The organism is Demequina phytophila (genome assembly GCF_000971135.1).
In the GTDB taxonomy this organism is placed as follows: Bacteria; Actinomycetota; Actinomycetes; order Actinomycetales; family Demequinaceae; genus Demequina; species Demequina phytophila.
Genome location: NZ_BBLW01000002.1, coordinates 19,221 through 43,820, shown reverse-complemented (window position 1 = coordinate 43,820; position 24,600 = coordinate 19,221). Strand labels below are relative to the sequence as shown.

24 protein-coding genes and 2 tRNA genes are annotated in these 24,600 nt (G+C 71.6%); 11 read left to right on the top strand and 15 right to left on the bottom strand.

The features are described from left to right. Positions 1 to 156: 156 nt before the first annotated feature. The 3 genes from AOM01_RS02935 to AOM01_RS02925 all read left to right on the top strand — a co-directional run bounded on the left by AOM01_RS02935 (position 157) and on the right by AOM01_RS02925 (position 3,485). Positions 157 to 1,212 (top strand): substrate-binding domain-containing protein, encoded by a 1,056-nt coding sequence (locus AOM01_RS02935; protein WP_062288771.1) that lies wholly within the window; start codon positions 157 to 159, stop codon positions 1,210 to 1,212. 78 nt (positions 1,213 to 1,290) lie between these two features. After that, positions 1,291 to 2,466 carry a Gfo/Idh/MocA family protein gene (locus AOM01_RS02930; protein WP_156155803.1) on the top strand — a complete coding sequence of 392 codons (1,176 nt, stop codon included), beginning with the start codon at positions 1,291 to 1,293 and terminating at the stop codon, positions 2,464 to 2,466. Positions 2,467 to 2,477: 11 nt separating this feature from the next. Next, positions 2,478 to 3,485 carry a sugar phosphate isomerase/epimerase family protein gene (locus tag AOM01_RS02925; protein WP_062288769.1) on the top strand — a complete coding sequence of 336 codons (1,008 nt, stop codon included), beginning with the start codon at positions 2,478 to 2,480 and terminating at the stop codon, positions 3,483 to 3,485. Positions 3,486 to 3,535: 50 nt separating this feature from the next. Here AOM01_RS02925 and AOM01_RS02920 read toward each other — a convergent pair whose 3' ends face one another. The 5 genes from AOM01_RS02920 to murA form a co-directional block, all read right to left on the bottom strand. Beyond that, complete coding sequence (locus tag AOM01_RS02920; protein WP_062288766.1) at positions 3,536 to 4,726, bottom strand: ROK family transcriptional regulator; 1,191 nt, start codon at positions 4,724 to 4,726, stop codon at positions 3,536 to 3,538. Between the two features lie 197 nt (positions 4,727 to 4,923). Next, complete coding sequence (locus AOM01_RS02915; protein ID WP_062288763.1) at positions 4,924 to 6,012, bottom strand: D-alanine--D-alanine ligase family protein; 1,089 nt, start codon at positions 6,010 to 6,012, stop codon at positions 4,924 to 4,926. Next, a complete protein-coding gene (locus AOM01_RS02910) occupies positions 6,012 to 7,013 on the bottom strand; it encodes an NAD(P)H-dependent glycerol-3-phosphate dehydrogenase (protein ID WP_062288761.1) in 1,002 nt (333 codons plus the stop codon). The genes AOM01_RS02915 and AOM01_RS02910 overlap by 1 nt, the downstream gene beginning before the upstream one ends. Beyond that, positions 7,010 to 7,735: a lysophospholipid acyltransferase family protein gene (locus AOM01_RS02905; protein ID WP_228374196.1), complete on the bottom strand. Its 726-nt coding sequence runs from the start codon at positions 7,733 to 7,735 to the stop codon at positions 7,010 to 7,012. Before AOM01_RS02905 ends, AOM01_RS02910 begins: the two co-directional genes overlap by 4 nt. A gap of 2 nt (positions 7,736 to 7,737) precedes the next feature. After that, positions 7,738 to 9,048, bottom strand: coding sequence for a UDP-N-acetylglucosamine 1-carboxyvinyltransferase (gene murA, locus AOM01_RS02900; protein ID WP_062288759.1), 1,311 nt, complete (start codon positions 9,046 to 9,048; stop codon positions 7,738 to 7,740). 64 nt (positions 9,049 to 9,112) lie between these two features. Here murA and AOM01_RS02895 point away from each other — a divergent pair, with 64 nt between their 5' ends. After that, positions 9,113 to 9,985, top strand: a complete 873-nt coding sequence (locus AOM01_RS02895) for a PfkB family carbohydrate kinase (RefSeq protein WP_062289853.1) — start codon at positions 9,113 to 9,115, stop codon at positions 9,983 to 9,985. Positions 9,986 to 9,989: 4 nt separating this feature from the next. On the opposite strand, the gene AOM01_RS02890 is transcribed toward AOM01_RS02895, so the two are convergent. The 4 genes from AOM01_RS02890 to leuC all read right to left on the bottom strand — a co-directional run bounded on the left by AOM01_RS02890 (position 9,990) and on the right by leuC (position 13,625). Next, positions 9,990 to 10,586, bottom strand: a complete 597-nt coding sequence (locus AOM01_RS02890) for a nucleoside/nucleotide kinase family protein (protein WP_062288755.1) — start codon at positions 10,584 to 10,586, stop codon at positions 9,990 to 9,992. After that, the gene (locus AOM01_RS02885) at positions 10,583 to 11,404 is read right to left on the bottom strand and encodes a type II CAAX endopeptidase family protein (RefSeq protein WP_062288752.1); all 822 of its coding nucleotides are present in this window, start codon (positions 11,402 to 11,404) and stop codon (positions 10,583 to 10,585) included. Before AOM01_RS02885 ends, AOM01_RS02890 begins: the two co-directional genes overlap by 4 nt. Before the next feature lie 142 nt (positions 11,405 to 11,546). Continuing rightward, on the bottom strand, positions 11,547 to 12,188 hold the full coding sequence (gene leuD, locus AOM01_RS02880) for a 3-isopropylmalate dehydratase small subunit (protein WP_062288748.1): 642 nt from the start codon (positions 12,186 to 12,188) through the stop codon (positions 11,547 to 11,549). 12 nt (positions 12,189 to 12,200) lie between these two features. Then, on the bottom strand, positions 12,201 to 13,625 hold the full coding sequence (gene leuC, locus AOM01_RS02875; RefSeq protein WP_062288745.1) for a 3-isopropylmalate dehydratase large subunit: 1,425 nt from the start codon (positions 13,623 to 13,625) through the stop codon (positions 12,201 to 12,203). Positions 13,626 to 13,679: 54 nt separating this feature from the next. Between leuC and AOM01_RS02870 the strand changes: the two genes are divergently transcribed. The 3 genes from AOM01_RS02870 (at position 13,680) to AOM01_RS02860 (ending at position 15,488) form a co-directional block, all read left to right on the top strand. After that, positions 13,680 to 14,402 (top strand): IclR family transcriptional regulator, encoded by a 723-nt coding sequence (locus tag AOM01_RS02870; protein ID WP_062288742.1) that lies wholly within the window; start codon positions 13,680 to 13,682, stop codon positions 14,400 to 14,402. Between the two features lie 86 nt (positions 14,403 to 14,488). Next, the gene (locus AOM01_RS02865; protein ID WP_062288739.1) at positions 14,489 to 15,016 is read left to right on the top strand and encodes a flavodoxin domain-containing protein; all 528 of its coding nucleotides are present in this window, start codon (positions 14,489 to 14,491) and stop codon (positions 15,014 to 15,016) included. Positions 15,017 to 15,032: 16 nt separating this feature from the next. Beyond that, a complete protein-coding gene (locus AOM01_RS02860; RefSeq protein ID WP_062288737.1) occupies positions 15,033 to 15,488 on the top strand; it encodes a thiol-disulfide oxidoreductase DCC family protein in 456 nt (151 codons plus the stop codon). Between the two features lie 56 nt (positions 15,489 to 15,544). Here the strand turns inward: AOM01_RS02860 and AOM01_RS02855 are convergent. Then, positions 15,545 to 15,620 (bottom strand) — tRNA-Glu (locus AOM01_RS02855). 393 nt (positions 15,621 to 16,013) lie between these two features. Here AOM01_RS02855 and AOM01_RS02850 point away from each other — a divergent pair. Continuing rightward, positions 16,014 to 18,167 carry an ATP-dependent Clp protease ATP-binding subunit gene (locus AOM01_RS02850; protein WP_062288733.1) on the top strand — a complete coding sequence of 718 codons (2,154 nt, stop codon included), beginning with the start codon at positions 16,014 to 16,016 and terminating at the stop codon, positions 18,165 to 18,167. 257 nt (positions 18,168 to 18,424) lie between these two features. Here AOM01_RS02850 and AOM01_RS02845 read toward each other — a convergent pair. From AOM01_RS02845 to AOM01_RS02825, 5 genes are all read right to left on the bottom strand, one after another. Further along, positions 18,425 to 18,496: transfer RNA gene (locus AOM01_RS02845), tRNA-Gln, on the bottom strand. A gap of 64 nt (positions 18,497 to 18,560) precedes the next feature. Further along, complete coding sequence (locus AOM01_RS02840; protein WP_062288730.1) at positions 18,561 to 18,995, bottom strand: hypothetical protein; 435 nt, start codon at positions 18,993 to 18,995, stop codon at positions 18,561 to 18,563. A 27-nt stretch (positions 18,996 to 19,022) separates the two neighbouring features. Then, positions 19,023 to 19,748, bottom strand: coding sequence for an HAD family hydrolase (locus AOM01_RS02835; RefSeq protein ID WP_062288727.1), 726 nt, complete (start codon positions 19,746 to 19,748; stop codon positions 19,023 to 19,025). 10 nt (positions 19,749 to 19,758) lie between these two features. After that, complete coding sequence (gene gltX, locus AOM01_RS02830) at positions 19,759 to 21,240, bottom strand: glutamate--tRNA ligase (RefSeq protein ID WP_062288723.1); 1,482 nt, start codon at positions 21,238 to 21,240, stop codon at positions 19,759 to 19,761. A 51-nt stretch (positions 21,241 to 21,291) separates the two neighbouring features. Further along, positions 21,292 to 22,074, bottom strand: a complete 783-nt coding sequence (locus AOM01_RS02825) for a fumarylacetoacetate hydrolase family protein (RefSeq protein WP_062288719.1) — start codon at positions 22,072 to 22,074, stop codon at positions 21,292 to 21,294. 64 nt (positions 22,075 to 22,138) lie between these two features. Here AOM01_RS02825 and AOM01_RS02820 point away from each other — a divergent pair, with 64 nt between their 5' ends. Genes AOM01_RS02820 through AOM01_RS02810 form a run of 3 tightly spaced genes read left to right on the top strand, consistent with a single transcriptional unit; the run spans position 22,139 to position 24,599 of the window. Next, on the top strand, positions 22,139 to 22,624 hold the full coding sequence (locus AOM01_RS02820; protein WP_062288716.1) for a ClbS/DfsB family four-helix bundle protein: 486 nt from the start codon (positions 22,139 to 22,141) through the stop codon (positions 22,622 to 22,624). After that, positions 22,621 to 23,661 carry a heparan-alpha-glucosaminide N-acetyltransferase domain-containing protein gene (locus tag AOM01_RS02815; RefSeq protein WP_062288713.1) on the top strand — a complete coding sequence of 347 codons (1,041 nt, stop codon included), beginning with the start codon at positions 22,621 to 22,623 and terminating at the stop codon, positions 23,659 to 23,661. The genes AOM01_RS02820 and AOM01_RS02815 overlap by 4 nt, the downstream gene beginning before the upstream one ends. Then, on the top strand, positions 23,658 to 24,599 hold the full coding sequence (locus AOM01_RS02810) for a prenyltransferase/squalene oxidase repeat-containing protein (protein ID WP_082109934.1): 942 nt from the start codon (positions 23,658 to 23,660) through the stop codon (positions 24,597 to 24,599). The genes AOM01_RS02815 and AOM01_RS02810 overlap by 4 nt, the downstream gene beginning before the upstream one ends. Position 24,600: the final 1 nt, after the last annotated feature.

The window sequence follows — 24,600 nt, the reverse complement described above, 5'->3', positions numbered from 1 at the left end:
TTATGTCGAGCAACATACAGAAGTTGTTGCATTCTCGGCCGCTTCTGTTACGTTGACCTTGTCAGTGTGGACATCGACCGCCTCGTTCGCGAGCCGCGGCACCGTGTGACCCTCATCGCTGGCAACGACGACAGTGATCATTCAGGGGAGGACATCATGACTGGAACACGAGGCAAGCACTCGCGGTGGGTGACGTACGGGGCGGCGGCGATCGCCGGGGCCCTGCTGGTCGCCGGCTGCACCTCGAACGACTCGGACACCAACGCGTCGGCGAGCGCCAACGGCGGCGGCGGCGACACCGGCACGACCACCAGCGGCGAGACCGTGGTGATCGGCTTCTCGGGTCCCGCGGCCGACCACGGATGGCTGGGCGCGATCAACTCGGCCGCGATCGCCAAGGCGGAGGAGTTCGACGATGTCGAGCTGCGCGTCGCCGAGGGCACCAACGACGCCAACCTGCAGATCAGCCAGGTCGAGACCTTCGTCAACGAGGGCGTCGACGCGATCGTGCTGCTCCCGACCGACGGCGCGGCGCTCACCGAGGCTGCGATCGCGGCGATGGCGGCCGGCATCCCGGTCATCAACGTCGACCGCGAGTTCTCCTCCGTCGACGCGGCGCGCAGCACCATCCTGGGCGACAACTACGGCATGGGCGTGAGCGCGGGCGAGTACATCTGCGGGAAGCTCGAGGGCCAGACCGATGCGGTGGTCGCCGAGGTCGCGGGCATCGACTCGCTGCCCCTGACCCAGGACCGCAGCCAGGGCTTCGCCGACGCGCTCGCGGAGTGCGGACTCGACGTCGACGCGCGCGTCGCCGCGGACTTCACGATCGCGGGCGGCCAGGAGGTGACGGCCCAGCTGCTCTCGGCCAACCCGCAGATCGACGCGCTGTGGAACCACGATGACGACCAGGGCATCGGCGTCCTCGCCGCGATCGACGAGGCCGGGCGTGACGAGTTCTTCATGGTCGGCGGCGCCGGCTCGCTCAACGCGATGAACGCGATCAAGGCCGGAGACACCGTGCTCGAGGCGACTGTCATCTACCCGTCGACCCAGGCCGCGGACGGCATCGCGCTCGCCCGTCTCATCGCGCAGGGCGGCAGCATGTCCGACCTCGCCTCGGCGGGTGTGCCGCACCGCATCGTGCTCGACGCACCCGTGGTGACCGCGGAGAACGTGGACGACTACCTCCACCTGGGCTTCGAGTCCTGATCCGGGAGGGCGGCCGCCTCGCGACGCGGGGCGGCCGCCGCTTCTCCCCCGCGCACCAGACGAGAGAGTGAGAGCAACATGGACGCGCCAGTGCGCATCGCGATGATCGGCAACGGCTTCATGGGAGCCGCGCACTCGCAAGGGTGGCGCGTCGCGCCGCGCTTCTTCCGCATCCCGCCGGTCGAGATGGCGGTGATGGTCGGGCGGGATCCCGACAAGAACGTGCGGCTGGCGGAGAAGTGGGGCTGGGCCGAGGCCTCGGTGGACGCCGCTGGGGTGATCGCCCGTGACGACATCGACATCGTCGACATCGTCACGCCCGGCGACACCCATTGCGAGCTCGCGATCGCCGCGCTCGAGGCCGGCAAGCACGTGCTGTGCGAGAAGCCGCTCGCGAACACCGTCGACGAGGCGCGCCGCATGGCCGAGGCCGCGGAGCGGGCCGCGCAGCGAGGGGTGCTCGCCATGGTCGGCTTCACCTACCGCCGCGTGCCCGCGGCGGAGCTCGCGCGGCAGATGATCGCCGCCGGCGCCGTGGGCACCGTGCGCCAGGTCCGTGCGCAGTACATGCAGGACTGGCTCGCCGACCCCGACGCGCCCATGACGTGGCGACTGGACAAGACCAAGGCGGGCTCCGGCGCGCTGGGCGACATCGGCGCCCACGCGATCGACCTCGCCCAGCACCTCACCGGTCAGCGCGTCGCGTCGGTGTCCGGCACGGTCGAGACGTTCGTCAGCGAACGCCCGCTGATGGACGCGGGCCGCGGCCTGGGCGGCACCGCCACCGCGGACGCGCCGCGCGGGCATGTGACCGTCGACGACTACGCGGCGTTCATGGGCCGGTTCGACGGAGGCGCGCTGGGATCGTTCGAGGCGAGCCGCTTCGCGACCGGACGCAAGAACGCGCTCCGGGTGGAGGTCTACGGCGACCGTGGGACCGTGGTGTTCGACCTCGAGGACATGAACGCGGTGCAGTGGTACGACGCGACGGCGCCGGCGGACCGCCAGGGATTCACGCGGATCCTCGCCACCGAGCCCGAACACCCCTACATCTCCGCGTGGTGGCCAGCGGGACATACGCTCGGATACGAGCACGGCTTCGTGCACCAGGCGAAGGACCTGGTGGAGGCGGTGATCTCGGCGACGCAGCCGAGCCCGTCGTTCGCGGATGGATATCAGGTGCAGCGGGTCCTCGACGCGGTCGAGCGCTCGGCGGCCGGCGGCAGCGCGTGGGTCTCCACCCACGCGGGATGAGGAGCGACACCATGACCCGACCGATCACGCTGTTCACGGGGCAGTGGGCCGACCTCCCCCTCGAGGAGGTGGCCCGCCTCGCGTCGGATTGGGGCTACGACGGCCTGGAGCTCGCCTGCTGGGGCGACCACCTCGACCCGTGGCGATGGGACGACGACGCCTACGTCCAGGGCCGCCTCGACCTTCTCGAGTGCCACGGCCTCAAGGTCTACGCGATCTCCAACCACCTCAAGGGTCAGGCCGTCTGCGACGACCCGATCGACCACCGTCACCGTGACATCGTGGGCCCGCGCGTGTGGGGCGACGGCGACCCCGAGGGCGTGCGCCAGCGCGCCGCCGAGGAGATGAAGCACACCGCCCGTCTCGCCCGACGCCTCGGTGTCGACACCGTGGTGGGCTTCACGGGCTCCGCGATCTGGAAGTACGTCGCGATGTTCCCTCCCGTCTCGCAGGAGGTCATCGACGCGGGCTACCAGGACTTCGCGGACCGCTGGAACCCCATCCTCGACGTGTTCGACGAGGAGGGCGTGCGGTTCGCGCACGAGGTCCACCCGAGCGAGATCGCGTACGACTACTGGACCACCGTCCGCACGCTCGAGGCGATCGGGCACAGGCCCGCGTTCGGGCTCAACTGGGACCCCAGCCACATGGTGTGGCAGGACCTCGACCCGGTGGGCTTCCTCATCGACTTCGCCGACCGGATCTACCACGTCGATTGCAAGGACACCCGCAAGCGCATGGTCAACGGCCGCAACGGGAGGCTGGGATCGCACCTCGCGTGGGCCGATGCGCGGCGCGGCTGGGACTTCATCTCCACCGGGCACGGTGACGTGCCGTGGGAGGACGCGTTCCGCGCCCTCAACCAGATCGGCTACTCCGGACCCATCTCGATCGAGTGGGAGGACGCCGGAATGGACCGGCTGCTGGGCGCCCCCGAGGCGCTCGGGTTCGTCCGCCGGCTCGCGTTCGACGCGCCCGACGCGGCGTTCGACGCCGCCTTCAGCTCGTCCACGGACTGAGGGGCACGCTGGGGGCGGGACGCTGAGGGGCACGCTGGGGGCGGGACGCGTCAGCGCTCCTCCCCCAGCATCGCCTCGATCCGCGCGGGCGACAGCGCGTGGTGGATCGCGAGCATGCTCGCCCCCTCGATCGCGGCGTTCGCGCCCGACCGCGACTGGGTGATCTGCAGATTCGACGTCGCGAGCGGCATGGAGCGCGCGTAGACCACCTCGCGCGCTCCGGCGAGCAGGTGGTCCCCGGCGTGCGCGAGCGATCCGCCCAGCACGATCACCTCGGGGTTGATGAGGCTCACGCAGGTGGTGAGGACCTCGCCGATGAGTCGTCCGGCCTCACGCACCGCCTGGATCGCGGGGATGTTGCCCGCACGCACCAGCTCGACGACGTCCTGGCTGGTCTCGACCGCGAGGCCGGCCTCGCGCAGGCCGGCGGCCACGGCCGGTCCCGCGGCGATCGCCTCGAGGCAGCCACGATTGCCGCACCGGCAGACGGCGTCGCGCCCGCTGTGCACGAATACGTGACCGATGTCGCCCGCGATGCCCTGCGCGCCGCGCTGCAGGCGACCTCCGGAGATCACGCCCGCGCCGATGCCCGTCGCGACCTTGACGAAGATGAGGTGGTCGACATCGGGCCAGGCGATCTCGCGCTCGCCCAGGGCCATGATGTTGACGTCGTTGTCGACCAGCACCGGGACCCCGAGCTCGGTTCCCAGGTGCGCGGGGACGTCGTAGCGGTCCCACCCCGGCATGATCGGGGGGTCGATCGGCTTGCCCGAGCTGTGCTCGACGGGACCCGGGAGCCCCACACCGACCGCCAGCAGGTCGTCGCTCGAGCCGCGCTCGGCGACCAGCGCGCGCCCCTCCTCCGCGACCCAGCCGAGCACCGCAGCGGGCCCTTCGGCCACCGCCAGCGACACCGAGCGCTGCTCGAGGATCCGCCCGCTGAGGTCGGCGAGCGCGATGCGCGCGTGGGACGCTCCCACGTCGACGCCGAGCACCACCCGACCCGACGAGTTGAGCGCGAACTGGGACGACGGCCGGCCACCCGTGGAGACCGCGGCCCCCACCGGCTTGACCAGACCGAGCCGCACCAGCGAGTCCACGCGCGCGGCGACCGTCGACCGCGCGAGACCCGTGAGCCCCGCCAGCTCGGAGCGGGTCCGGGGGGACCCGTCCCTCAGGATCTGGAACAGGTCCTTGCCCGCCTGCTCGCTCACCGCATCGTCGCGCGTTACGTCGGCCATGGCGCGATCTTATCGCGCCAACAATCGAAAGTCCCGCAGGCTTTCGACGTTTACCGAGAGCGCCACCTGAGCACCTCTCCACACCGCGCCCCTGGAGATTGACGCGATCCGACCATGTTCCCGTTCACCATCCGGGTTCCGTGTGGATCAGTGCCTCACGTGTGTGGAGACGCGCACGGCGGCCACCCCGAGACCGGTCAGCGCAGCCCGACGGGCCTCTCGAGCGCCACGGTCAGCAGCGTCTCCACCAGCTCCACGTACGTGATCCCGGCGGCCGCGGCCATGCGGGGGTACATCGACGTCGGCGTGAAGCCGGGCATGGTGTTGATCTCGTTGACCACCACGCCGCCGTCGGCCTTCACGAACACATCGACGCGCGCGAGCGACTCCGCCCCGACCGCGCGGAACGCACGCTTGGCGTAGTCCGCGACCGTCGCGGCGACCGCGCCCTCGAGCGACGTGGGGCACAGCAGCGTCACGGCGGCCTCGTCGAGGTACTTCGCCTCGAAGTCGTAGAACTCGTGGTCTCCGCCGGTGATGATCTCGCCGGCCGGCGACGTGAGCAGTCCGCCCGCGGTCGCGAGCACCGCCGTCTCGACCTCGCGGCCCACCACGGCGGCCTCGATCAGCACCTTCGGGTCGTGCTTCTGAGCCCCCGCGACGGCCGCGTCCAGGGCCGCCCAGGAGGACACCTTCGAGATCCCCATCGAGGACCCGGCGCGCGCGGGCTTGACGAACACCGGCAGCCCCAGCGCCTCGATCTCGAGCCTCTGCTCCTCGACGCCACGGTGCGGCGACACCACCACGTCGCGGGCGACAGGCAGCCCGGCCTCGCGGAACGCGGTCTTCATGTACTGCTTGTCCATGCCCATCGCGGACGCGAGCACCCCGGACCCGACGTAGCGGACGTCGACCAGCTCGAGCGCGCCCTGCAACGTGCCGTCCTCGCCCCACGGGCCGTGGAGCAGGGGGAACACCACATCGATCTCACCCAGATCCCGCAGCCCCGCGGGCCCGGCGATCCGCCACATCCGCGACCCGGCCTCGACGGGCGGCAGCACCACGTCCTCGGAGGCGGGCACCGTGGGCATCTCCCCGGAGACGATGCGCCAGTCCCCCGGGTCGGACGACGCCAGGGTCCAGCGGCCCTCCCGGGTGATGCCGATCGCCACCACGTCCCAGCGCTCGCGGTCGATGGCGCCGAGCACGCCGCCCGCGGTCACGCAGGACACGCCGTGCTCGGTGGAACGGCCGCCGAACACGACCGCCACGGTGGGCTTCGCCATCAGTCGACCTCCGCCTTCCTGGGACGCGACAGCAGCGCGCCGATCACGGACTCGACCGGCGCCTCGCCCGCGAGCATGGTCACCACGCCGTCGCAGATGGGCACGTCGACCACGGCCGCGGTCGCGAGCTCCTGCACCGCGCGCGCAGTCTTCACGCCTTCGGCGGTTCCGACCGTGAGCGCGATCGCCTCGTCCAACGAACGGCCGCGGCCCAGGTGCGCGCCGAGCGTGTGGTTGCGCGACAGCGGCGACGCGCACGTCGCGATGAGGTCGCCCATCCCGGCGAGGCCGGAGAACGTCTCGGGGCGCGAGCCGAGCGCGAGGCCCAGCCGCGTGATCTCCGCGAGGCCGCGCGTGATGACCGTCGCGGTGGTGTTGTGGCCGAATCCGAGCCCGTCGGTGATGCCCACGCCCACGGCGATGACGTTCTTGTACGCCCCGCACAGCTCGACGCCCACGAGGTCGTCGTTCGTGTAGGGACGGAAGTAGGACGATGCGGTGGCCGCGGCGACCAGCTCGGCCGCCTCCGCGTCGGCGGACGCGACCACGGTCGCGGTCGGCTGGCGCTGCGCGATCTCCTTGGCGAGGTTGGGGCCGGACACCGCGGCCACCCGCTCCTCCCCCAGCCCCCACGCCTCCGCAAGAACCTCGGACATGCGCGCGTGGCTGCCCAGCTCGATGCCCTTCATGAGCGACACGGCGACGGCGCCGGACGGGACCAGCGAAGCGAACGGCGCGATGATCTGCCGCGCGCGCTGCGCGGGCACGGCGACCGCGACCACGTCGGCGCCCGCGAGCGCCTCCTCGATGTCCGTGGTCGCGTGGATGCCCTCGGGCAGCTCCACGCCGGGGATGGCGGCCTCGTGCCTGCGGTCGTCACGGATCGACCGGACCACCGCATCGTCCCTGCCCCAGAGCGTGACGTCGGTGCCGGCGTCCTTCATCACGGCGGCGAACGTGGTGCCCCACGCCCCCGCGCCGAGGATCGCGGCACGCGTCATCGGGTGGGCCTCCCGCCGTCGCCCTGCTTGCGGATGTCGTACGGCTTCTCCGGCGGCGTCTCCCCGCGGATCTCGGCGACCATGCCTGTCAGCGTAGCCATGATGCGGTCCGTCGCCTCGCGGAGCGTCGCGGTGTCGAGGTCGCCGCCGCGGAGATCGTCGAGGTCGACCTCGGGGCCGGCGACCACGGTGATGGTCTTGCGCGGGATGGGGTGGACCATCTTGCCGTAGCGCGGGAGCAGGGTGTGGGCGCCCCACTGCGCGACCGGGATGACGGGTACGCCGGTGGACAGCGCCATGCGCGCGACACCGGTACGGCCGATCATGGGCCACAGGTCGGGGTCGCGCGTGAGCGTGCCCTCGGGGAACATCGCGATCATGTCGCCGCGCTCGAGCACGTCGACCGCGGCGTCGACGGCCTCGGCCGCGCGCGACGTGCCCCGGTGGACGGGGATCTGGTCGAAGCCGCGCAGCAGCCAGCCGATGAACGGCGTACGGAACAGGCTCTCCTTCGCGAGGATGCGCGGCGGGTGCCCGTTGTTGTACAGGAAGTGCGCCAGCGTGATCGGGTCCGCGTAGGACACGTGGTTGGACACCGCGATGAAGCCGCGGTCGCTCGGCAGGTTCTCCGCGCCGTGCCAGTCCTTCCTGGTCACGGACGTCATGAGCGCCTGGAGCGGCCTCGCCGCGTTGCGGTAGAAGCGGGATGCGGGAGTGGGCACGCCTACTCGACCTCGGCCCCGAGCGCGGCGAGCTTCCCACGGAAGTTCTCGTAGCCCCGGTCGATGATGCCGATGCCGCGCACGGTGGACGTGCCCTCGGCGGCGAGCGCCGCGATGAGGTGGGAGAAGCCTCCGCGCAGGTCGGGCACCTCGATGTCCGCCGCCATGAGGGGCGTCGGGCCGGAGATGACCGCGGAGTGCTGGAAGTTCATCGCCCCGAAGCGGCAGGCGACGTCGCCCAGGCATTCGCGGAACAGCTGGACGTGGGCGCCCATCTGGCCCAGTGCGTCGGTGAAACCGAACCGGTTCTCGTACACCGTCTCGTGGACGATGCTGAGGCCCTTGGCCTGGGTCAGCGCCACCACGAGCGGCTGCTGCCAGTCGGTCATGAAGCCGGGGTGGACGTCGGTCTGCAGGGCGATCGGCTTGAGGTCGCCGCCAGGGTGGTAGAAGCGGATGCCGTCACGGACCACCTCGAACTCGCCGCCGACCTTGCGGAACACGTTGAGGAACATGCCCATGGTGCGCTGCTGGGCGCCGTGGACGAAGATGTCGCCCTTCGTCGCCAGCGCGGCCGAGGCCCACGAGCCGACCTCGATGCGGTCGGTGAGCGCCACGTGGTCGTAGCCGTGCAGACGGTCGACGCCCTCGATGGTGATGGAGCGGTCCGTCGACACGGAGATGATGGCGCCCATCTTCTGCAGCGTGTCGATGAGGTCCTTGATCTCGGGCTCCACGGCCGCGCCCTCGAGGTGCGTGATGCCCTCCGCCATGACCGCGGTGAGGAGCAGCTGCTCGGTCGCGCCCACGGACGGGTACGAGAGCTTGTGCTTGATGCCCTTGAGGCCGCGCGGCGCGGTGAGGTAGAGGCCGTCCTCCATCTGGCGCACCTCGGCCCCGAACTTCTTGAGGATCTCGAGGTGGAAGTCGATGGGACGGTCGCCGATCCGGCAGCCGCCGAGGTCGGGGATCACGGCCTCGCCCAGGCGGTGCAGCAGCGGGCCGCACAGCAGGATCGGGATGCGGCTCGAGCCCGCGTGGGCGGCGATCTGGGCCGCGTCCGCACGGGTGAGCTCGGACGTGTCCATCGCGAGGACGCCGGACTCGACGTCGTAGTCCACACCCACGCCGTGGAGGCTGAGCAGGGAGGAGACGACGGCGACGTCGCGGATCTCTGGAACGTTGCGCAGGGTCGACGGGGTGGAGCCCAGCAGCGCCGCGACCATCGCCTTGGAGACGAAGTTCTTCGCGCCGCGGACGGTGATCTCGCCCGTGAGGGGGCGGCCGCCGGTCACCCGGATGGAGTCGGTCATGGCGTCCATCTTCCCCCATCGGCGCGCTCGCGCCCGCATCCGGCCGTGTCGCTACGCTGACGGCGTGACCGCCGCCGCACTCTTCGCCGGGCTCGCCACGCTCGACATCGTCCAGCTGGTCGAGCGCCTGCCGGCGCCCAACGAGAAGGTCGCGGCGCTGGAGTTCTCGGTGTGCGCGGGAGGACCGGCGGCCAACGCCGCCGTCGCGTTCGGACGATGCGGCGGATCGCCCCTGCTGGTGACGGCCCTGCCCGACCATGAGCTCACCGAGCTTGTGATCCGCGATCTCGGGCGGTGCGGGGTGGGCGTCCTCGGCGCCGCCATCTACGACGGCCCGCCGGTGACCGCGTCGATCATGGTGACGCGCGCGACGGGCGACCGCGCGGTGGTCTCGCCGTCGGGCGTCGCGACGTCGGGCGGCCTGGCGCCGACGGTCGAGCCGTCGCTGGAGGGCGTGGGTGCCGTGCTGATCGACGGCTACTTCCCCGAGATCTCGCTCCCGCTCGCGGCGCGCGCCCGCGCCGCGGGGGTCCCGGTGATACTCGACGCCGGCTCGCACAAGCCGCACACGGACACCGTGGTCGCCGCGTGCGACATCGCGGTGGTGTCCGACGACTTCGCGCCGCCCGGCACCTCCGGCGAGCCCGACGCGGTGCTCGCCTACCTGTTCGCGCGCGGCGTCACCGCCGCGGTCATCACGCGCGGGGCGGGCCCCGTGCTCTGGGCGACCGCCGCACAGTCCGGCGAGTTCCCCGTCCCTCCGGTCTCCCCCGTGGTCGACACGCTGGGCGCGGGCGACTTCTTCCACGGCGCGTTCACCCACCGCGTGGCCTCCCTGGGCCGGGACGATGCGCGGCTCGCCGAGGACGTCGCGTTCGCGGCCGCGGTGGTCGCCGAGTCGCTGGGAAGCTTCGGGACGCGCGCCTGGCTCGGCTGAGCGGCTAGCCGGGGAGGACCAGGTCCGCGTGGGCACGCGTGGGCGCGATCAGGCGCGCGTTCGCCGCGTCCACCGTGTCGACCCACGCGGCCGCGGCACCGGGATCGCGGCCCGTCGCGATGCGCCGGGCGATCAGCCGCTCGCGCGCGACCTCCCAGGGCACGTCGAGGAACCACAGCTCGGTGAGAATCGGGCGCACGGTCGGCCAGAGCCCCAGGTAGTTGCCCTCGGTGACCACCACCCGCGCCTCGGAGGGGATGGCGAGCCTGTCGGGCACCACGTCGTGCAGCGCGCGGTCGTAGTCGGGTGCGAGCACCGCCTCCCCCGCCGCGACGCGGGTCAGCAGCGAGACGAAGGCCTCGACGTCGAACGTCTCCGGTGCACCCTTGCGGTCCGCGAGCCCACAGGCGACCAGCGCAGCGGCGGTCAGGTGGAAGCCGTCCATCGGCAGGTACGCGGCGGGCACCCCGCGCGCGTCGAGCCCCGCCACCACGGCGCGCGCGAGGGTCGACTTCCCCGCGCCCGGTCCCCCTGCGACCCCGATCGCCGCCCGCCCGGCACCGGCCAGTGCGACCGCCCGCTCCACGAGGTCCTCGCTCACGGCGCCGTCACGAACACGTCGAACAGCTCCGGGTGGTGCGCATGCACGAGGACAGCGAACACCACCGCGTCGAACAGCAGGTGGACCGTCACCACGTAGGGCAGCGACTTGGTGCGCGCGAATATCCACCCCTGCACCAGCGCGAACGGGACGGTGAGCAGCGGACCCCACTCGCGGTACCCGAGCTCCCAGAGGAAGCTCACGAACACGGTGGCCTGCAGGACGTTGGCGGCCCACATCGGGAAGTGGCTGCGTAGCAGGGCGAACACCACGCAGATGAAGAACAGCTCGTCCCACAGGCCCACCGCGTTGACGCCCACGAACAGCCGCGCGATGTCGCCGTCGCCGTCGAGGTCGGGCCAGTTGAGATAGGCGCCGGATCCGATGAAGTAGAACGGCAGGATGAGGTAGCCGGCGAGCACCACGATGCCGAGATAGATCCACATGGTGCGGGTCCAGCGCTGGCCCGTGCCGATGGGGAACGTGATGGTGCGGTCCTTGAACGCGAGCCGGGAGATCAGCGTCGGCACCAGCACCGCGCCACCGAGCGCGAGCGTGAAGCGCAGCATGCCGGCGTCGGACAGGTCGGCCTTGAGCGAGATGGTCGAGATGATGACCTGCCCGAGCGCGATGAGCCCGAGGTCGCGGCCCAGCCGCCGGTCCACCACGACGCCGACGACCACCCCGACCGCCAGCACGACGAATCCGAGCGGCCTCACGTGCACGGCGAACAGCAGCACGGCCGCCCCGCACACGAGCGCCGCCGCCAGGACGCGCAGGGCGACCGCCGCATCGTCCCTGCGCACGCCCGCCGTCATGGCGCCACTGTGCCAGACGCGAAGAATCCCAATGACGAATGTGACTGGAGTGTTCCTGCGTGACGGATGGGGAGGCCCCATCCGTCACGGCGGTCGACTCGCGTCACATCCGCCATTGGGATTCGACGGGACGATGCTCGGTTCAGGCCTCGACCGGACGCGCCGCCTCGATGTGGACCGAGGGCAGGTGCTTCGCCGGCAGCGTCTGCGGGCGCCACGAGGCGCGGGTGGCCTCGAACGCGGTGATGTCCTCCTCGTGCTGGAGGGTCAGGCCGATGTCATCGATGCCCTCCATCAGGCGCCAGCGCACGTAGTCGTCGATCTCGAACGGCACGGTGAGCTCGCCGCAGGTGACGGTGCGGTCCTCGAGGGAGACCGTGATCTCCTTGCCAGGCTCGGCGTCGAGGAGCTTCCAGAGCAGCTCGATGTTCTCCTGTGACACGACCGCCGCGAGGAGGCCCTGCTTGCCGGAGTTGCCGCGGAAGATGTCCGCGAAGCGGGAGGCGATGACCACCTTGAAGCCGTAGTCCTTGAGCGCCCACACGGCGTGCTCGCGCGAGGAGCCGGTGCCGAAGTCGGGGCCCGCCACCAGGACGGAGCCGTTCTTGTAGGCGTCCTGGTTGAGGATGAACTCCGAGTCGCCGCGCCAGGCGGCGAACAGGGCGTCGTCGAAGCCGGTCTTGGTGACGCGCTTGAGGTAGACGGCCGGGATGATCTGGTCGGTGTCGACGTTCGAGCGCCGCAGCGGGACGCCCACACCGGTGTGCGTGGTGAACTTCTCCATGTCGGTGTCTCCTTAGACGAGCGCCGCGGGGGCGTCGACGAGGTCGGCGGGGCTGGACAGCGTGCCGCGCACCGCGGTGGCGGCGGCGACCAGGGGCGACACCAGGTGGGTGCGGCCACCCTTGCCCTGACGGCCCTCGAAGTTGCGGTTCGACGTCGAGGCCGAGCGCTCCTGCGGACGCAGCTGGTCGGGGTTCATGCCCAGGCACATCGAGCATCCCGCGTTGCGCCACTCCGCGCCGAAGTCGATGAAGACCTTGTCGAGACCCTCGGCCTCGGCCTGCAGGCGGACGCGCGCCGAGCCGGGGACCACCAGGAAGCGGACGCCCTCGGCCTTGGTGCGGCCCTGGATGATCTCGGCGGCGGCACGGAGGTCCTCGATGCGGCCGTTGGTGCACGAGCCCAGGAAGACCGTGTCGATCGCGATCTCGCGCAGCGGCGTGCCCGGGGTCAGGCCCATGTACTCGAGCGCGTTCGCGGCGGCCTCGCGGTCGACCTCGTCGGCGATGTCGTCGGGGTTCGGGACGTTCGCGGACAGCGGCAGGCCCTGGCCCGGATTGGTGCCCCACGTGACGAACGGCTCGAGGTCGCTCGCGTCGAGGTCGACCTGCGTGTCGAACACCGCGTCCTCGTCGGTGACGAGGGTCTTCCAGTACTCGACGGCGGCGTCCCAGTCCTCGCCCTCGGGGGCGTGCGGGCGGCCCTGCACGTAGTCGAAGGTGGTCTGGTCGGGCGCGATGATGCCGGCGCGGGCGCCCGCCTCGATCGACATGTTGCAGACCGTCATGCGCGCCTCCATCGAGAGCGCGCGGATCGCGTCGCCGCGGTACTCGAGCACGTAGCCCTGACCGCCGCCGGTGCCGATCTTCGCGATGATCGCGAGGATGATGTCCTTCGCGGTGGAGCCCTCGGGCAGCTCGCCGTTGACGTTGATCGCCATGGTCTTGAACGGCTTGAGCGGCAGCGTCTGGGTCGCGAGCACGTGCTCGACCTCGGAGGTGCCGATGCCGAAGGCCAGCGAGCCGAACGCGCCGTGCGTCGAGGTGTGCGAGTCTCCGCAGACCACGGTCATGCCCGGCATGGTGAGGCCCAGCTGGGGGCCCACCACGTGCACCACGCCCTGATCCGCGTCGCCGAGCGAGTGGATGCGCACGCCGCACTCCTCGGCGTTGCTGCGCAGCGTGTTGATCTGGATGCGCGAGGTCTCGTCCGCGATCGGCAGGTCGATGTCGAGCGTCGGGGTGTTGTGGTCCTCGGTCGCGATGGTGAGGTCCGGGCGACGGACCGGGCGGCCCGCGAGGCGGAGGCCCTCGAACGCCTGAGGCGAGGTCACCTCGTGGCACATGTGCAGGTCGATGTAGATGAGGTCGGGCGCGCCGTCCTCACCCTTCCGGACCAGGTGGCTGGTCCACAGCTTCTCGGCGAGGGTGGTTCCCATCGCGATCTCCTTCGCAGGTCGACATCTCATGATTTGAGACGTTAGTATCGCTCCGTGGACAATCATAGCGGTGTTGGAGTCATTGACAAGGCGGCGGCGATCCTCGGCGCCTTGGAGCAGGGCCCTGCCACCCTCGCCGAGCTGGTCGCCAGCACGCACCTCGCGCGACCCACCGTGCACCGCCTCGCGCTGGCCCTCGAGCACCACCACCTGGTGGGTCGGGACGCGTCCGGAGCGTTCACCCTGGGACGTCGCTTCGCGCAGCTCGCCGCGTCCGTCAACGAGGACCGTCTGGTCTCCGCCGCGCAGCCTGTCCTCACGGTCCTGCGCGACCGCACCGGGGAGTCCTCGCAGCTGTACCGCCCCCACGGCGACGAGCGGATCTGCATCGCGGCCGCCGACCGTCCGATCGGCCTGCGCGACTCGATCCCGGTGGGCACCACCATGACCATGAAGGCCGGGTCCGCCGCCAAGGTGCTCCTCGCGTGGGCCGAGCCCGAGCGCATGCACCGCGGCCTCGCGGAGGCCCGCTACACCGCGGCCGAGCTCGACCGCGTGCGCCAGCAGGGCTTCGCGGAGAGCGCGAGCGAGCGCGAGGCCGGCGTCGCGTCGGTGTCCGCGCCCGTGTGGGGCGCGGCCGGCACCGTGATCGCCGCCGTCTCCATCTCGGGCCCGGTCGAGCGCCTCACCTCGACGCCCGGCGCGGTCCACGCCCCGGCCGTCACCGACGCGGCACGCCAGCTCACCGAGGTGCTGCAGCGCACCGTCATCGCCTGACGCGCGACACCCGGCCCGCGCATCGTCCCCCGGGCGGTGACCTTCGTCCCTGGCATCGGCTCCCGACCGGGAGCACGCTGAGGGCCATGGACATCGTGGTCTTCGAGTCGCTGTACGGCAACACCGCCGCCGTGGCCGCCGCCATCGCGGCGGGGCTCAGCGCGGACGCCCGCGCGCTCACCACGTCCGAGGCGACGCGCGAGCTGATCGAGGAGGCGCGCATCGTGGTCGCCGGCGCACCCGTCCACGCGATGAGCCTGCCCACGGCCGCGACGCGCGAGTCGGCGCGCGCGAAGCCGCAGGGCGCGGACCACATGCTCGCCGACCTCGGGCACCTGTCCATGCGTGACTGGCTCACCGCGCTTCCCCGCGGGCCACGCCTGGGCGCGGCGTTCGACACCCGGGTGCGTGGACCGTTGGGCCACGGATCCTCGAGAGCGATCGCGCAGACCCTCGAGGCCTGCGGCTTCACGCTGCTCGACGCGCCGCGGGGCTTCACGGTCCACATGCACACGTCGTCTTCCGCGCCGGGCGCGCTCCTCGCGCGCGGGCAGCTCGACCTCGCGCGCGAGTGGGGGGAGCACCTGCAGGAACGGGCGGCGAGCCTCGTCTAGCCCCTACCCTGGGACGATGCGCGCGCTCGTGATCTTCGACGGAGACTGCGGGTTGTGCAACGGGTTCGTCGCCTGGCTCATCACGCACGACCCGCATAGGTGCTTCCTCATCGCGGGCAGCGCGGGCGAGCCGGGCCGTGCGGCGCTCGAGGCCGCCGGGCTGGGGCCGGAGATCGCGGCGTCCACCATCGTGGTGTGGGACGGGCGGGAGGCGCTGGTGCGGACCGATGCGCTGGCCAGGATCGCGCGCGGCCTCCCCTGGCCGTGGCGCGCGGCCGCGGCGATGCGCGTGGTCCCGCACGCGCTTCGCGATGCCGCGTACGACCAGGTCGCGCGCCGACGCCCGCGCAGGCCCGCCGACGATCCCGCGTGCGGGATGCCGCCGCGCGATCTTCTGGATCTGTGGCGATCCCGCCTGGCGACAGTCGAGGTGATCGCGGCGCTCGCCGCGTCCCGCACACCGTCGACGTGACGATCCTGGGCCCCGCAAGCAAGAAACCCCCCGCCCTGCTGGGCGAGGGGTTTCGCTGGTAGCCCCGACGGGATTCGAACCCGCGCTACCGCCTTGAGAGGGCGGCGTGCTAGGCCGCTACACAACGGGGCCCTAGCTGCTGTCGCCACCCTGACCGGGCGGCTGGCGCGAGATAAGACTTTACAGCATGGTTCGCGCAGATTCCAAATCGGCACCGCGCGCCGCTCGTCGTGCGCCCCTCATGATCCCATGACCAGGGATTTCACAACGCTCACGGCACTGGTCAAGCCCGACCACGGGCCCGGTGATCGGATCGCGCAGAACGACTCGCTGGGATCCGCACCCGTGGATCACGGGCATGCGGCGCACGCCCGAGCTCGGGTCCCGCGGGACGATGCACGGCGCACCCCAGCGCCCGACCCACCCCTCCCCCGCGCACCCCTTGCTCTACCCGGACGCATTATGTAAAGTTGAGTGCATGCCGCTCAACTTCGCGGCACCACCACGCGACAGCAGGAGGTTCGCATGACCGCTCAGCACATGGCTCCCGGCTCCGAGGAGCAGCAGAGCGCCCTGGAGCAGTTCGGGCAGGACTTCACCGCCCTGGCCGAGCAGGGGGCGCTCGACCCCGTGATCGGACGCGACGAGGAGATCCGTCGCGTCATGCAGGTGCTCACGCGCCGCACCAAGAACAACGCCGTCCTCATCGGCGAGCCCGGCGTCGGCAAGACCGCCATCGTCGAGGGGCTGGCACAGCGCATCGTCGCCGGCGACGTCCCCTCCTCCCTCAAGGACCGCCGTGTGATCGAGATCGCGATGAGCTCGATCGTGGCCGGCGCCGCGTACCGCGGCCAGTTCGAGGAGCGGCTCAAGGCCGTCCTCAAGGAGGTCGAGGAGTCGGAAGGCCGGATCATCCTCTTCGTCGACGAGCTCCACACCATCGTGGGTGCCGGCCGGGCCGAGGGCTCCGTGGACGCCGGCAACATCCTCAAGCCGATGCTCGCGCGCGGCAAGCTGCGCATGATCGGCGCCACCACGCTCAACGAGTACCGCGAGCATGTCGAGACCGACTCCGCCCTCGAGCGCCGCTTCCAGCCCGTGTACGTGGGCGAGCCCAGCATCGAGGACACCGTCGCGATCCTGCGCGGCCTCCAGGAGAAGTACGAGGTCCACCACGGCGTGAAGATCACCGACGAGGCGATCGTGCAGTCCGCGCGCCTGTCGGACCGCTACATCACCGAGCGCTTCCTGCCGGACAAGGCCGTCGACCTCATCGACGAGGCCACCTCGGCGCTCAAGATGCAGCTCGACTCCATGCCGATCGAGCTCGACCGCGCGCGCCGCCGCATCATGCAGCTCGAGATCGAGCGCACCCAGGTCGCCAAGGACAAGTCCGAGCACGCCAAGCAGCGGCGCGAGGAGATCGACCGCGACATCGCCCGCCTGCGTGAGGACTCCGACGTGCTCAACATGCGGTGGGCGCGCGAGAAGGACCTCATCGTGCGCGTCTCGCACGCCACCGAGCGCCTCGAGGGACTCCGCGGCGACCTCGAGCGGGCCGAGCGCTACGGCGAGCTCGAGCGCGCCGGTCGCATCCGCTACGGCGAGATGCCGGCCGCCGAGGCGGACATCGCGAAGGCCCGCGCCGAGCTCGACGCGATCCCCGCGGACGAGCGCATGCTGCGCGAGGAGGTCACGGGCGAGGACATCGCCGCGGTGGTCGCGCGCTGGACCGGCGTGCCCGTGGAGAAGCTCCTCACGGACGAGTCGGGCAAGCTCGCCCACCTCGAGGACCGCCTCCACGAGCGCGTGGTGGGCCAGCACCGTGCGATCGCCTCGGTCGCGGACGCCATCCGGCGCGCCCGCGCGGGCATCTCGGACGCGAACCGACCCATCGGCTCGTTCCTGTTCCTGGGCCCCACGGGCGTGGGCAAGACGGAGCTCGCGCGCGCGCTCGCGGAGCAACTGTTCGACGACGAGCGTGCCATGATCCGCATCGACATGTCCGAGTACATGGAGTCGCACGCGGTCAGCCGCCTCATCGGCTCTCCCCCGGGCTACGTGGGTTACGACCAGGGCGGGCAGCTCACGGAGGCCGTGCGCCGGCGTCCGTACAGCATCGTCCTGTTCGACGAGGTCGAGAAGGCGCACCCGGACGTGTGGAACGTGCTGCTCCAGGTGCTCGACGACGGCCGCCTCACCGACGGCCGCGGCCGCACCGTCAACTTCACGAACACCATCATCGTGATGACGTCCAACCTGGGCTCCGACCTGGTGCTCGCGTGGGACGGCGCCGACCGCGAGGCGCTCGAGGCCGATCTGCTGCAGGTGCTGCGGCGCGCGTTCCGGCCGGAGTTCCTCAACCGGCTGGACGACGTGGTGGTGTTCGACCGCATCGACCCCGCCGCCATGGAGGGGATCGTCGCGACCGAGCTGGCCAAGACCGTCGCACGGCTCGCGGAGGCCAAGGACATCGCGCTCACTGTCGACGACGCGCTGCGCGCCTGCCTTGCGCAGGACGGCTTCGACCCGCAGTTCGGCGCCCGGCCCCTCAAGCGGCTGATCCAGTCGCGGCTGCTCAACGAGCTCGCCAAGGAGATCGTCGACGGGCGCGTCCGTGAGGGCGACCACGTGACGGCCGGCTGGGACGGCGAGCGAGTGACGCTGACGGTCCGGTAGGGACGATGCGCGGGTCCGGCGGTCTCACGGCCGCCGGACCCGTCGCGCACCTCCGGCCCGCGGCCGCGTTCCACACAGGATCTGCAACTGCATCGCCGTTGGTCGGGGTTCACGACGCGACATGCGCCATTGACACGATTCACGCGGCACACGGTGTGGAACGCGGTCAAGGGCGCGCGACGCGCGCACCCGGCCCGCGCATCGTCCCCCGGAACGACAGAAGGCCCGCCATCAAGGCGGGCCCTCTGTCATGAAAGCTGGGCTACAAGGATTCGAACCTCAACTAACGGAACCAGAAACCGTCGTGCTGCCAGTTACACCATAGCCCAATGCGTTCCAGCGGAACGGTGAACAACTCTACCCGACGCCGGGCCAGATCCCAAATCGCCTGCTTCACCCGGCGGGGCGGTGCGCGATGGAGTCGAGCACCGCGACGCCCGCGGAGTCGGCGTCGCACAGGTCGCCCGGCTCACCGTAGTACGTGTCGTCGTGGGCGCCGCCCGGGAGGTCCGCGAGCACCGCGATGGTGCCCACCGCACGCACCTCGTCGGAGGCGCCGTACCGCTCGCCGTCGACGCGCACTCCCCCGTCGCCCGAGTCCTCAGCGCCGGGCGGCCACACGATCCACGGCTCCTCGCCGTCCGCGCGCTCGAGCACCAGGCACCCCGCCCGGTAGCGGATGGCGCCGGCGAGCTCGAGCCGCGCGCCGGGCAGGTCCCCCGCGGCCTCTTGCACCGCGAGCGGGGCGACCACAGGCTCCTCGGAGGCGCCCGTGCAGCCCGCGAGCAGGGACGATGCGCATGCCACCGCCGCGACGAGCCTCACCATGGGCTCACGGTACGCCGGGCGGCGCCGCTAGAGCCCGAGCGCCGCCGGGAGGTGGGCGAGCGAGTCGATGCGGACCAGGCCGTCGCGCGGGGTGCCGTCTCCGCACAACCCCTCGACGTCGCGCGAGTGAGCGCCAGGCCGCTCGATCCACACCCCGACCGCGAGACCCGCGGCCACGGCAGCCTGAGCGTCCACGTCGAACTCGTCGCCCACGTACGCGACCTCGGACGGCGCGAGCCCCAACCGCTCGCAGGCGAGCGCGTACACGCGAGGATCGGGCTTGCCGAAGCCGAGGGTGTCCACCCCGACGAGCATGGGCACGCGCGACAGCCCCGCGGCGGCGAGCTTCTCCACCTGATAGGCGTGCGCGGCGTTCGACAGCGCGCCGAACGGCAGTCCCGCGGCGTCCAACGCGTCCAGGGCAGCCGCCGCATCGTCGTGCGCGGCCCAGCCCGCGCGGAACGCGCGCTCGAAGCCCGCGTTCCAGGCGTCATAGCCCTCGTCGTCGAGCTCGGGGCCGCCGAACTCCGCGTGGAGGCCGTTCGCACGGCGGTGGCGCTGCTCACGGTAGGAGATCTCTCCCCTGGTGTGAGCCCGGTAGAAGCCGCCCGCGTCCTCGCGCCACACGCGCAGCAGGTCCTCGTGAGAGACGTCGCCCAGGTACTCGGACGCGACGGCCGCGAGCGCATGGCGGAACGCCCCGCGCGTGTCGACGAGCGTGTCGTCGACGTCGAACAGGACGCCCCGGATCATGCGCTCGACCTCAGAGCGACGCGCGGAGGTTGCGCAGGCGCGTGAGCGAGTGGTCCTTGCCCAGGATCTCCATGGACTCGAACAGCGGCGGCGACACGAGGCGACCGGTGACGGCGACGCGCAGCGGGCCGAACGCGAAGCGCGGCTTGATGCCCATCTCGTCGACCAGCTTCTCACGCAGGGCGTCCTGCTGCGCCTCCGGCGAGAAGTCCTCCAGCGCCTCGAGCACGGAGATGGACGCATCCAGGATCTCCGCGGCGTTCTCCGGCAGCTTGGCACGCGCGGCGTCCTCGACCACGACCTCGTCGTCCCCGATGAGCAGGAAGCCGAGCATCCCCGGCGCCTCGCCTAGCAGCGTCATGCGGGTCTGGACCAGCGGGATCGCCTCGGCGAGGGTCTGCTCCTCATGCGGCGTGAGGTTCTGCACATCGGCGGTGGACAGCAGTCCGGCCGCGTGCAGGTAGGGCACCACGCGCGCCGCGAACTCGCCGGTCGGCAGCATGCGCATGTGCTCGGCGTTGATCGCCTCGGCCTTCTTGAGGTCGAAGCGCGCGGGGTTGGGGTTGACGTCCGCGATGTCGAACGCCTCGATCAGCTCCTGCACCGTGAACACGTCGCGGTCGGGGGCGATCGACCAGCCCAGGAGCGCGAGGTAGTTCAAGAGCCCCTCGGGCAGGAAGCCGCGCTCGCGGTGGTGGAACAGGTTCGACTCGGGGTCGCGCTTGGACAGCTTCTTGGTGCCCTCGCCCAGCACCATCGGCATGTGCGCGTACGCCGGTACGGCGTCGGCGATGCCGAGCTCCACCATGGCGCGCCACAGCACCACCTGGCGCGGCGTGGACGACAGCAGGTCCTCGCCGCGCAGCACGTGCGTGATCTTCATGAGCGCGTCGTCGACCGGGTTGACCAGCGTGTAGAGCGGGACACCGTTCGCGCGCACGATCGCGTAGTCCGGCACCGTCCCGGCGGGGAAGGTCACCTCGCCGCGGATGAGGTCCTGGATGGTGATGTCCTCGTCGGGCATCCGCATGCGCAGCACGGGCTCACGGCCCTCGGCGCGGAAGGCGGCCTTCTGCTCCTCGGTGAGGTCGCGGTCGAAGCCGTCGTAGCCGAGCTTCGGGTTGCGGCCGGCCGCGACGTGGCGCGCCTCGATCTCCTCGGGCGTGGAGAAGGACTCGTACGCGTAGCCGCCCTCGACCAGCTTCGCGACCACCTGCGCGTGCAGGTCGTGGCGCTCGGACTGGCGGTACGGGCCGTACGGGCCGCCGATCTCGGGCCCCTCGTCGTAGTCGATGCCCATCCAGCTCATCGCGTCGAGCAGCATCTCGTAGCTCTCCTGCGAGTCGCGCTCGGCGTCGGTGTCCTCGATGCGGAACACCATGTCGCCGCCGGTGTGGCGCGCGTACGCCCAGTTGAACAGCGCGGTGCGGACCATGCCCACGTGGGGCAGGCCGGTGGGCGACGGGGAGAAGCGGACACGGACCTTGCTCATTGATACTTCCTTGCGACGGGACGATGCGGGGGTTGCCTGGGTCAGGCGGGTTCAGCTGCGGCGGATCACCGGGTTGCGCAGGACGCCGAGGTCCTCGATCTCGACCTCGACCACGTCGCCGTGGTGGAGGGTGGTGACGCCGGCGGGCGTGCCGGTGAGGATGACGTCGCCGGGCAGCAGCGTGGTGACCTCGGACACCAGCGACACCACGGTCGCGACGTCCGTCACCATGTCGGCCGTGTGGCCCTGCTGGACGGTCTCGCCGTTGATGCGGCCGTAAATGTGGACGTCGTCGTGCGCGAGCTCGGTCTCGATCCAGGGGCCCAGCGGCAGCGACGTGTCGAACGCCTTGCCGCGGAACCACTGGTTCTCCTGGCGCTGCACGTCGCGGGCGGTGACGTCGTTGGCGCACGTGAAACCGTAGATGTACTGCTCGGCGTTCTCGGGGCTGACGTCCTTGCACACGCGCGAGATCACGATCGCGAGCTCGGCCTCGAGCTGGACGTCCTCGGCGTAGTGCGGCAGCACCACCGGGTCGTCCGGGCCCACCACGGCGGTGTTGGGCTTGAGGAACAGCAGCGGCATCTCGGGGACGTCGCCGCCCATCTCCTTGGCGTGCTCGACGTAGTTCTTGCCGAGGCAGACGATCTTGGAACGCGGGATCACGGGCGCGAGCAGGCGGACGTCGTCGGTGAGCTTGATCCGCTCTCCGGTCATGGCGCCCGGCGTGTACATCGGGTCGCCGGACAGGACCACGAGCTCCTCCGCGCCCGGGTCTCCGTCGACGATCGCGTACTGGGGCTCGGCTCCGGTGGTGAAACGGGCGATACGCATGGGCTCCAGCGTAGTCGTTCGCCGCCGCCCCGCCGGGCGGGGACCGCATGCCTACGATGGCGCCATGGGAGAGGTGGCCGAGCGCATCGTCGCGTCCGCGGACGAGGGCCTCGCACGCCTGCTGGCCCGCGCGGACGCGCACCCTGACGCCGACCTCTCCCAGGCCTACAAGGGACGACGCGTCGCGGACGTCCTCACGCACCTGCACGCCTGGCACCTGCTGCTCGAGGGCTGGCTGGCCGAGCACGCGGCCGGACGCGTGCCCGCCTATCCCGCCGCCGGCTACTCATGGGCCACGCTCGGTGACCTCAACGACGCCCTGTACGCCGCGCATCGTCCCCTCGCCTACGGCCAGGCACGCGAGGCGCTGGCCGCGTCGCACGGGCGGGTCCTCACCCTGGTCGCGGCGGTGGACGATGCCGCGCTCGCCTCTCCCGACGCCGTCCCGTGGCTCGGGGGCGACAGCCTGGGCGCGGTCGCGCACGAATGCCTGGGCGCCCACTACGCGTGGGGCGAGCGGGTGCTCGACGCGGCAGGGGTGCCCGCGTGACGGGCGGGCGGATCGTCGGGCTCGACGTCGCGCGCGGCCTGGCCGTGCTCGGCATGGTGGCGGCGCATGTCGGAGCGGACGGCTCGCGCGGCGACGGCGAGCCGTGGCCGTGGCTCGTGGCCTCCCACGGGCGGCCGTCCGCGCTGTTCGCGGTGCTCACCGGGGTGACCATCTCGCTCATGCTCGCCGGCGCGGGCGGGCGCGGCGACGCGTGGGCCGTGCGCCACACGCGCGGTCGGGTCGCCGCGAGGGCAGGGCTCCTGGTGCTGCTCGGAGGGTTCCTCGCCCAGCTGTCGACGGGCGTGGACATCATCCTGGTGAACCTGGGCCTGATGATGCTCATGGCGATCCCGCTGCTGCGGCTGCCCTCGTGGGCGCTGCTGTCCATCGCCGGGCTCGCGTTCGCCTTCGGGCGCGCGGTGGTCGCGGCGATCCTGCCCGGCGGCTGGTGGGAGCACGCGCCCGTGATCGGCAAGCTGTGGAGTTACCACTACCCCGCGCTCGCGTGGATCGGGTACGTGCTGCTCGGGGTCGTGGTCGGGCGGCTCACGCTGAGGTCCGCACGTGTCCAGGGCCTGCTGGTGGGGCTCGGCGTGATGGCGGCCGCGGGTGCGGTGCTGGTGCGGCTGGTCGCGGGCGACGGCCCGGTCACGGGGATGGTCGCGCACTCGTACACGCCGGTCGAGATGGTCCACAACGCGGGCGTCGCGGTCGCGGTGATAGGTGCGTGCTGCTGGGTCGCACCGCGCGCCCGCACGGTGCTGAGCCCCGTGGAGGCGGTGGGCTCGATGGCGCTGTCCGCGTACGTGCTGCAGATCCTCATCATCGCGTTCGTGGGTCCGGAGATGGTCTACGAGCCGTCCAACGTCGCGCTGGTCGCGCTCGAGGCGGTGCTGCTGGTGAGCGCATGGGTCTGGCGGAGATGGTCTGGGCAGGGGCCGCTCGAGCGGGTGCTCACCGTCGCGTCGAACGCGGCGGGCACGCGTGCGGTGCGGGACCTGCCGCGGCCGCGCGATCCCGAGGAGGCGGTCGCGTGAGCGTCGCCGACTGGTTGATGGCGGGCGACCCCGCGATCCGCTGGCAGACCATGCGGGACCTGCTCGACGCGGACCCGATCGACGTGGTCGACGAGCGCGCCCGCGTCGCGCGCGAGGGTTGGGGCGCGCGTCTGCTCGCGCTGCAGCTCGAGGACGGCAGCTGGGACCACGGCGCGTGGTGGCCCTCCGGCAGGCGCGACGCCGCCGACGGCCAGCCGTGGTCGTCCACCGCGCACGTGATGCTGCTCCTCACCCACCTGGGCGTCGACCCCGACGCCCACGACGTGCGCGAGGCGGCGGCACGCGCGTTCGCGTCCGTGAGGTGGGAGGACGGCGACCAGCCGTTCCTCGAGGGCGAGAGCGAGGCGTGCTCGCTGTCGACCGCGATCAGCATCGGCGCCTACTTCGGGCAGGACATGAGCGAGCCCGTCGCTCGGATGGTGGCGGACCGGCGCGGGGACGGGGGCTGGAACTGCGAGCCCTCGTGGCGGTCGAACCGGTCGAGCTTCCACTCGACCATCGGGGCGCTCGAGGCGCTGGTGGCCCACCGCCGTGCCCTCGGGGCGCTACGCCCGGCCGCCGCGGAGTCGCTCGAGGACGGGCAGGAGTACCTGCTCGAGCGGCGCCTCATGCGCCGGCGCACCACCGGCGACGTGGTGGATCCCGCGTACCAGCGCTTCTCCTTCCCCACCTACTGGCACTACGACGTGCTGCGGGCGCTCGAGCACCTGCGCGAGTCGGGAGCGGAGCCCGACGAGCGTGCGGGCGAGGCGATCGACATGCTGCGAGCGCGACGCTCCTCGTCGGGCACGTGGCCGCTGGAGAACACGCACCGCGGCAAGGTGCCGTTCGTCATGGAGGACGGTGACGGCAGGCCGTCGCGGTGGAACACGCTGCGAGCCCTCAGGGTGCTGCGGTGGTGGGAGGAGCGGGGCTGAG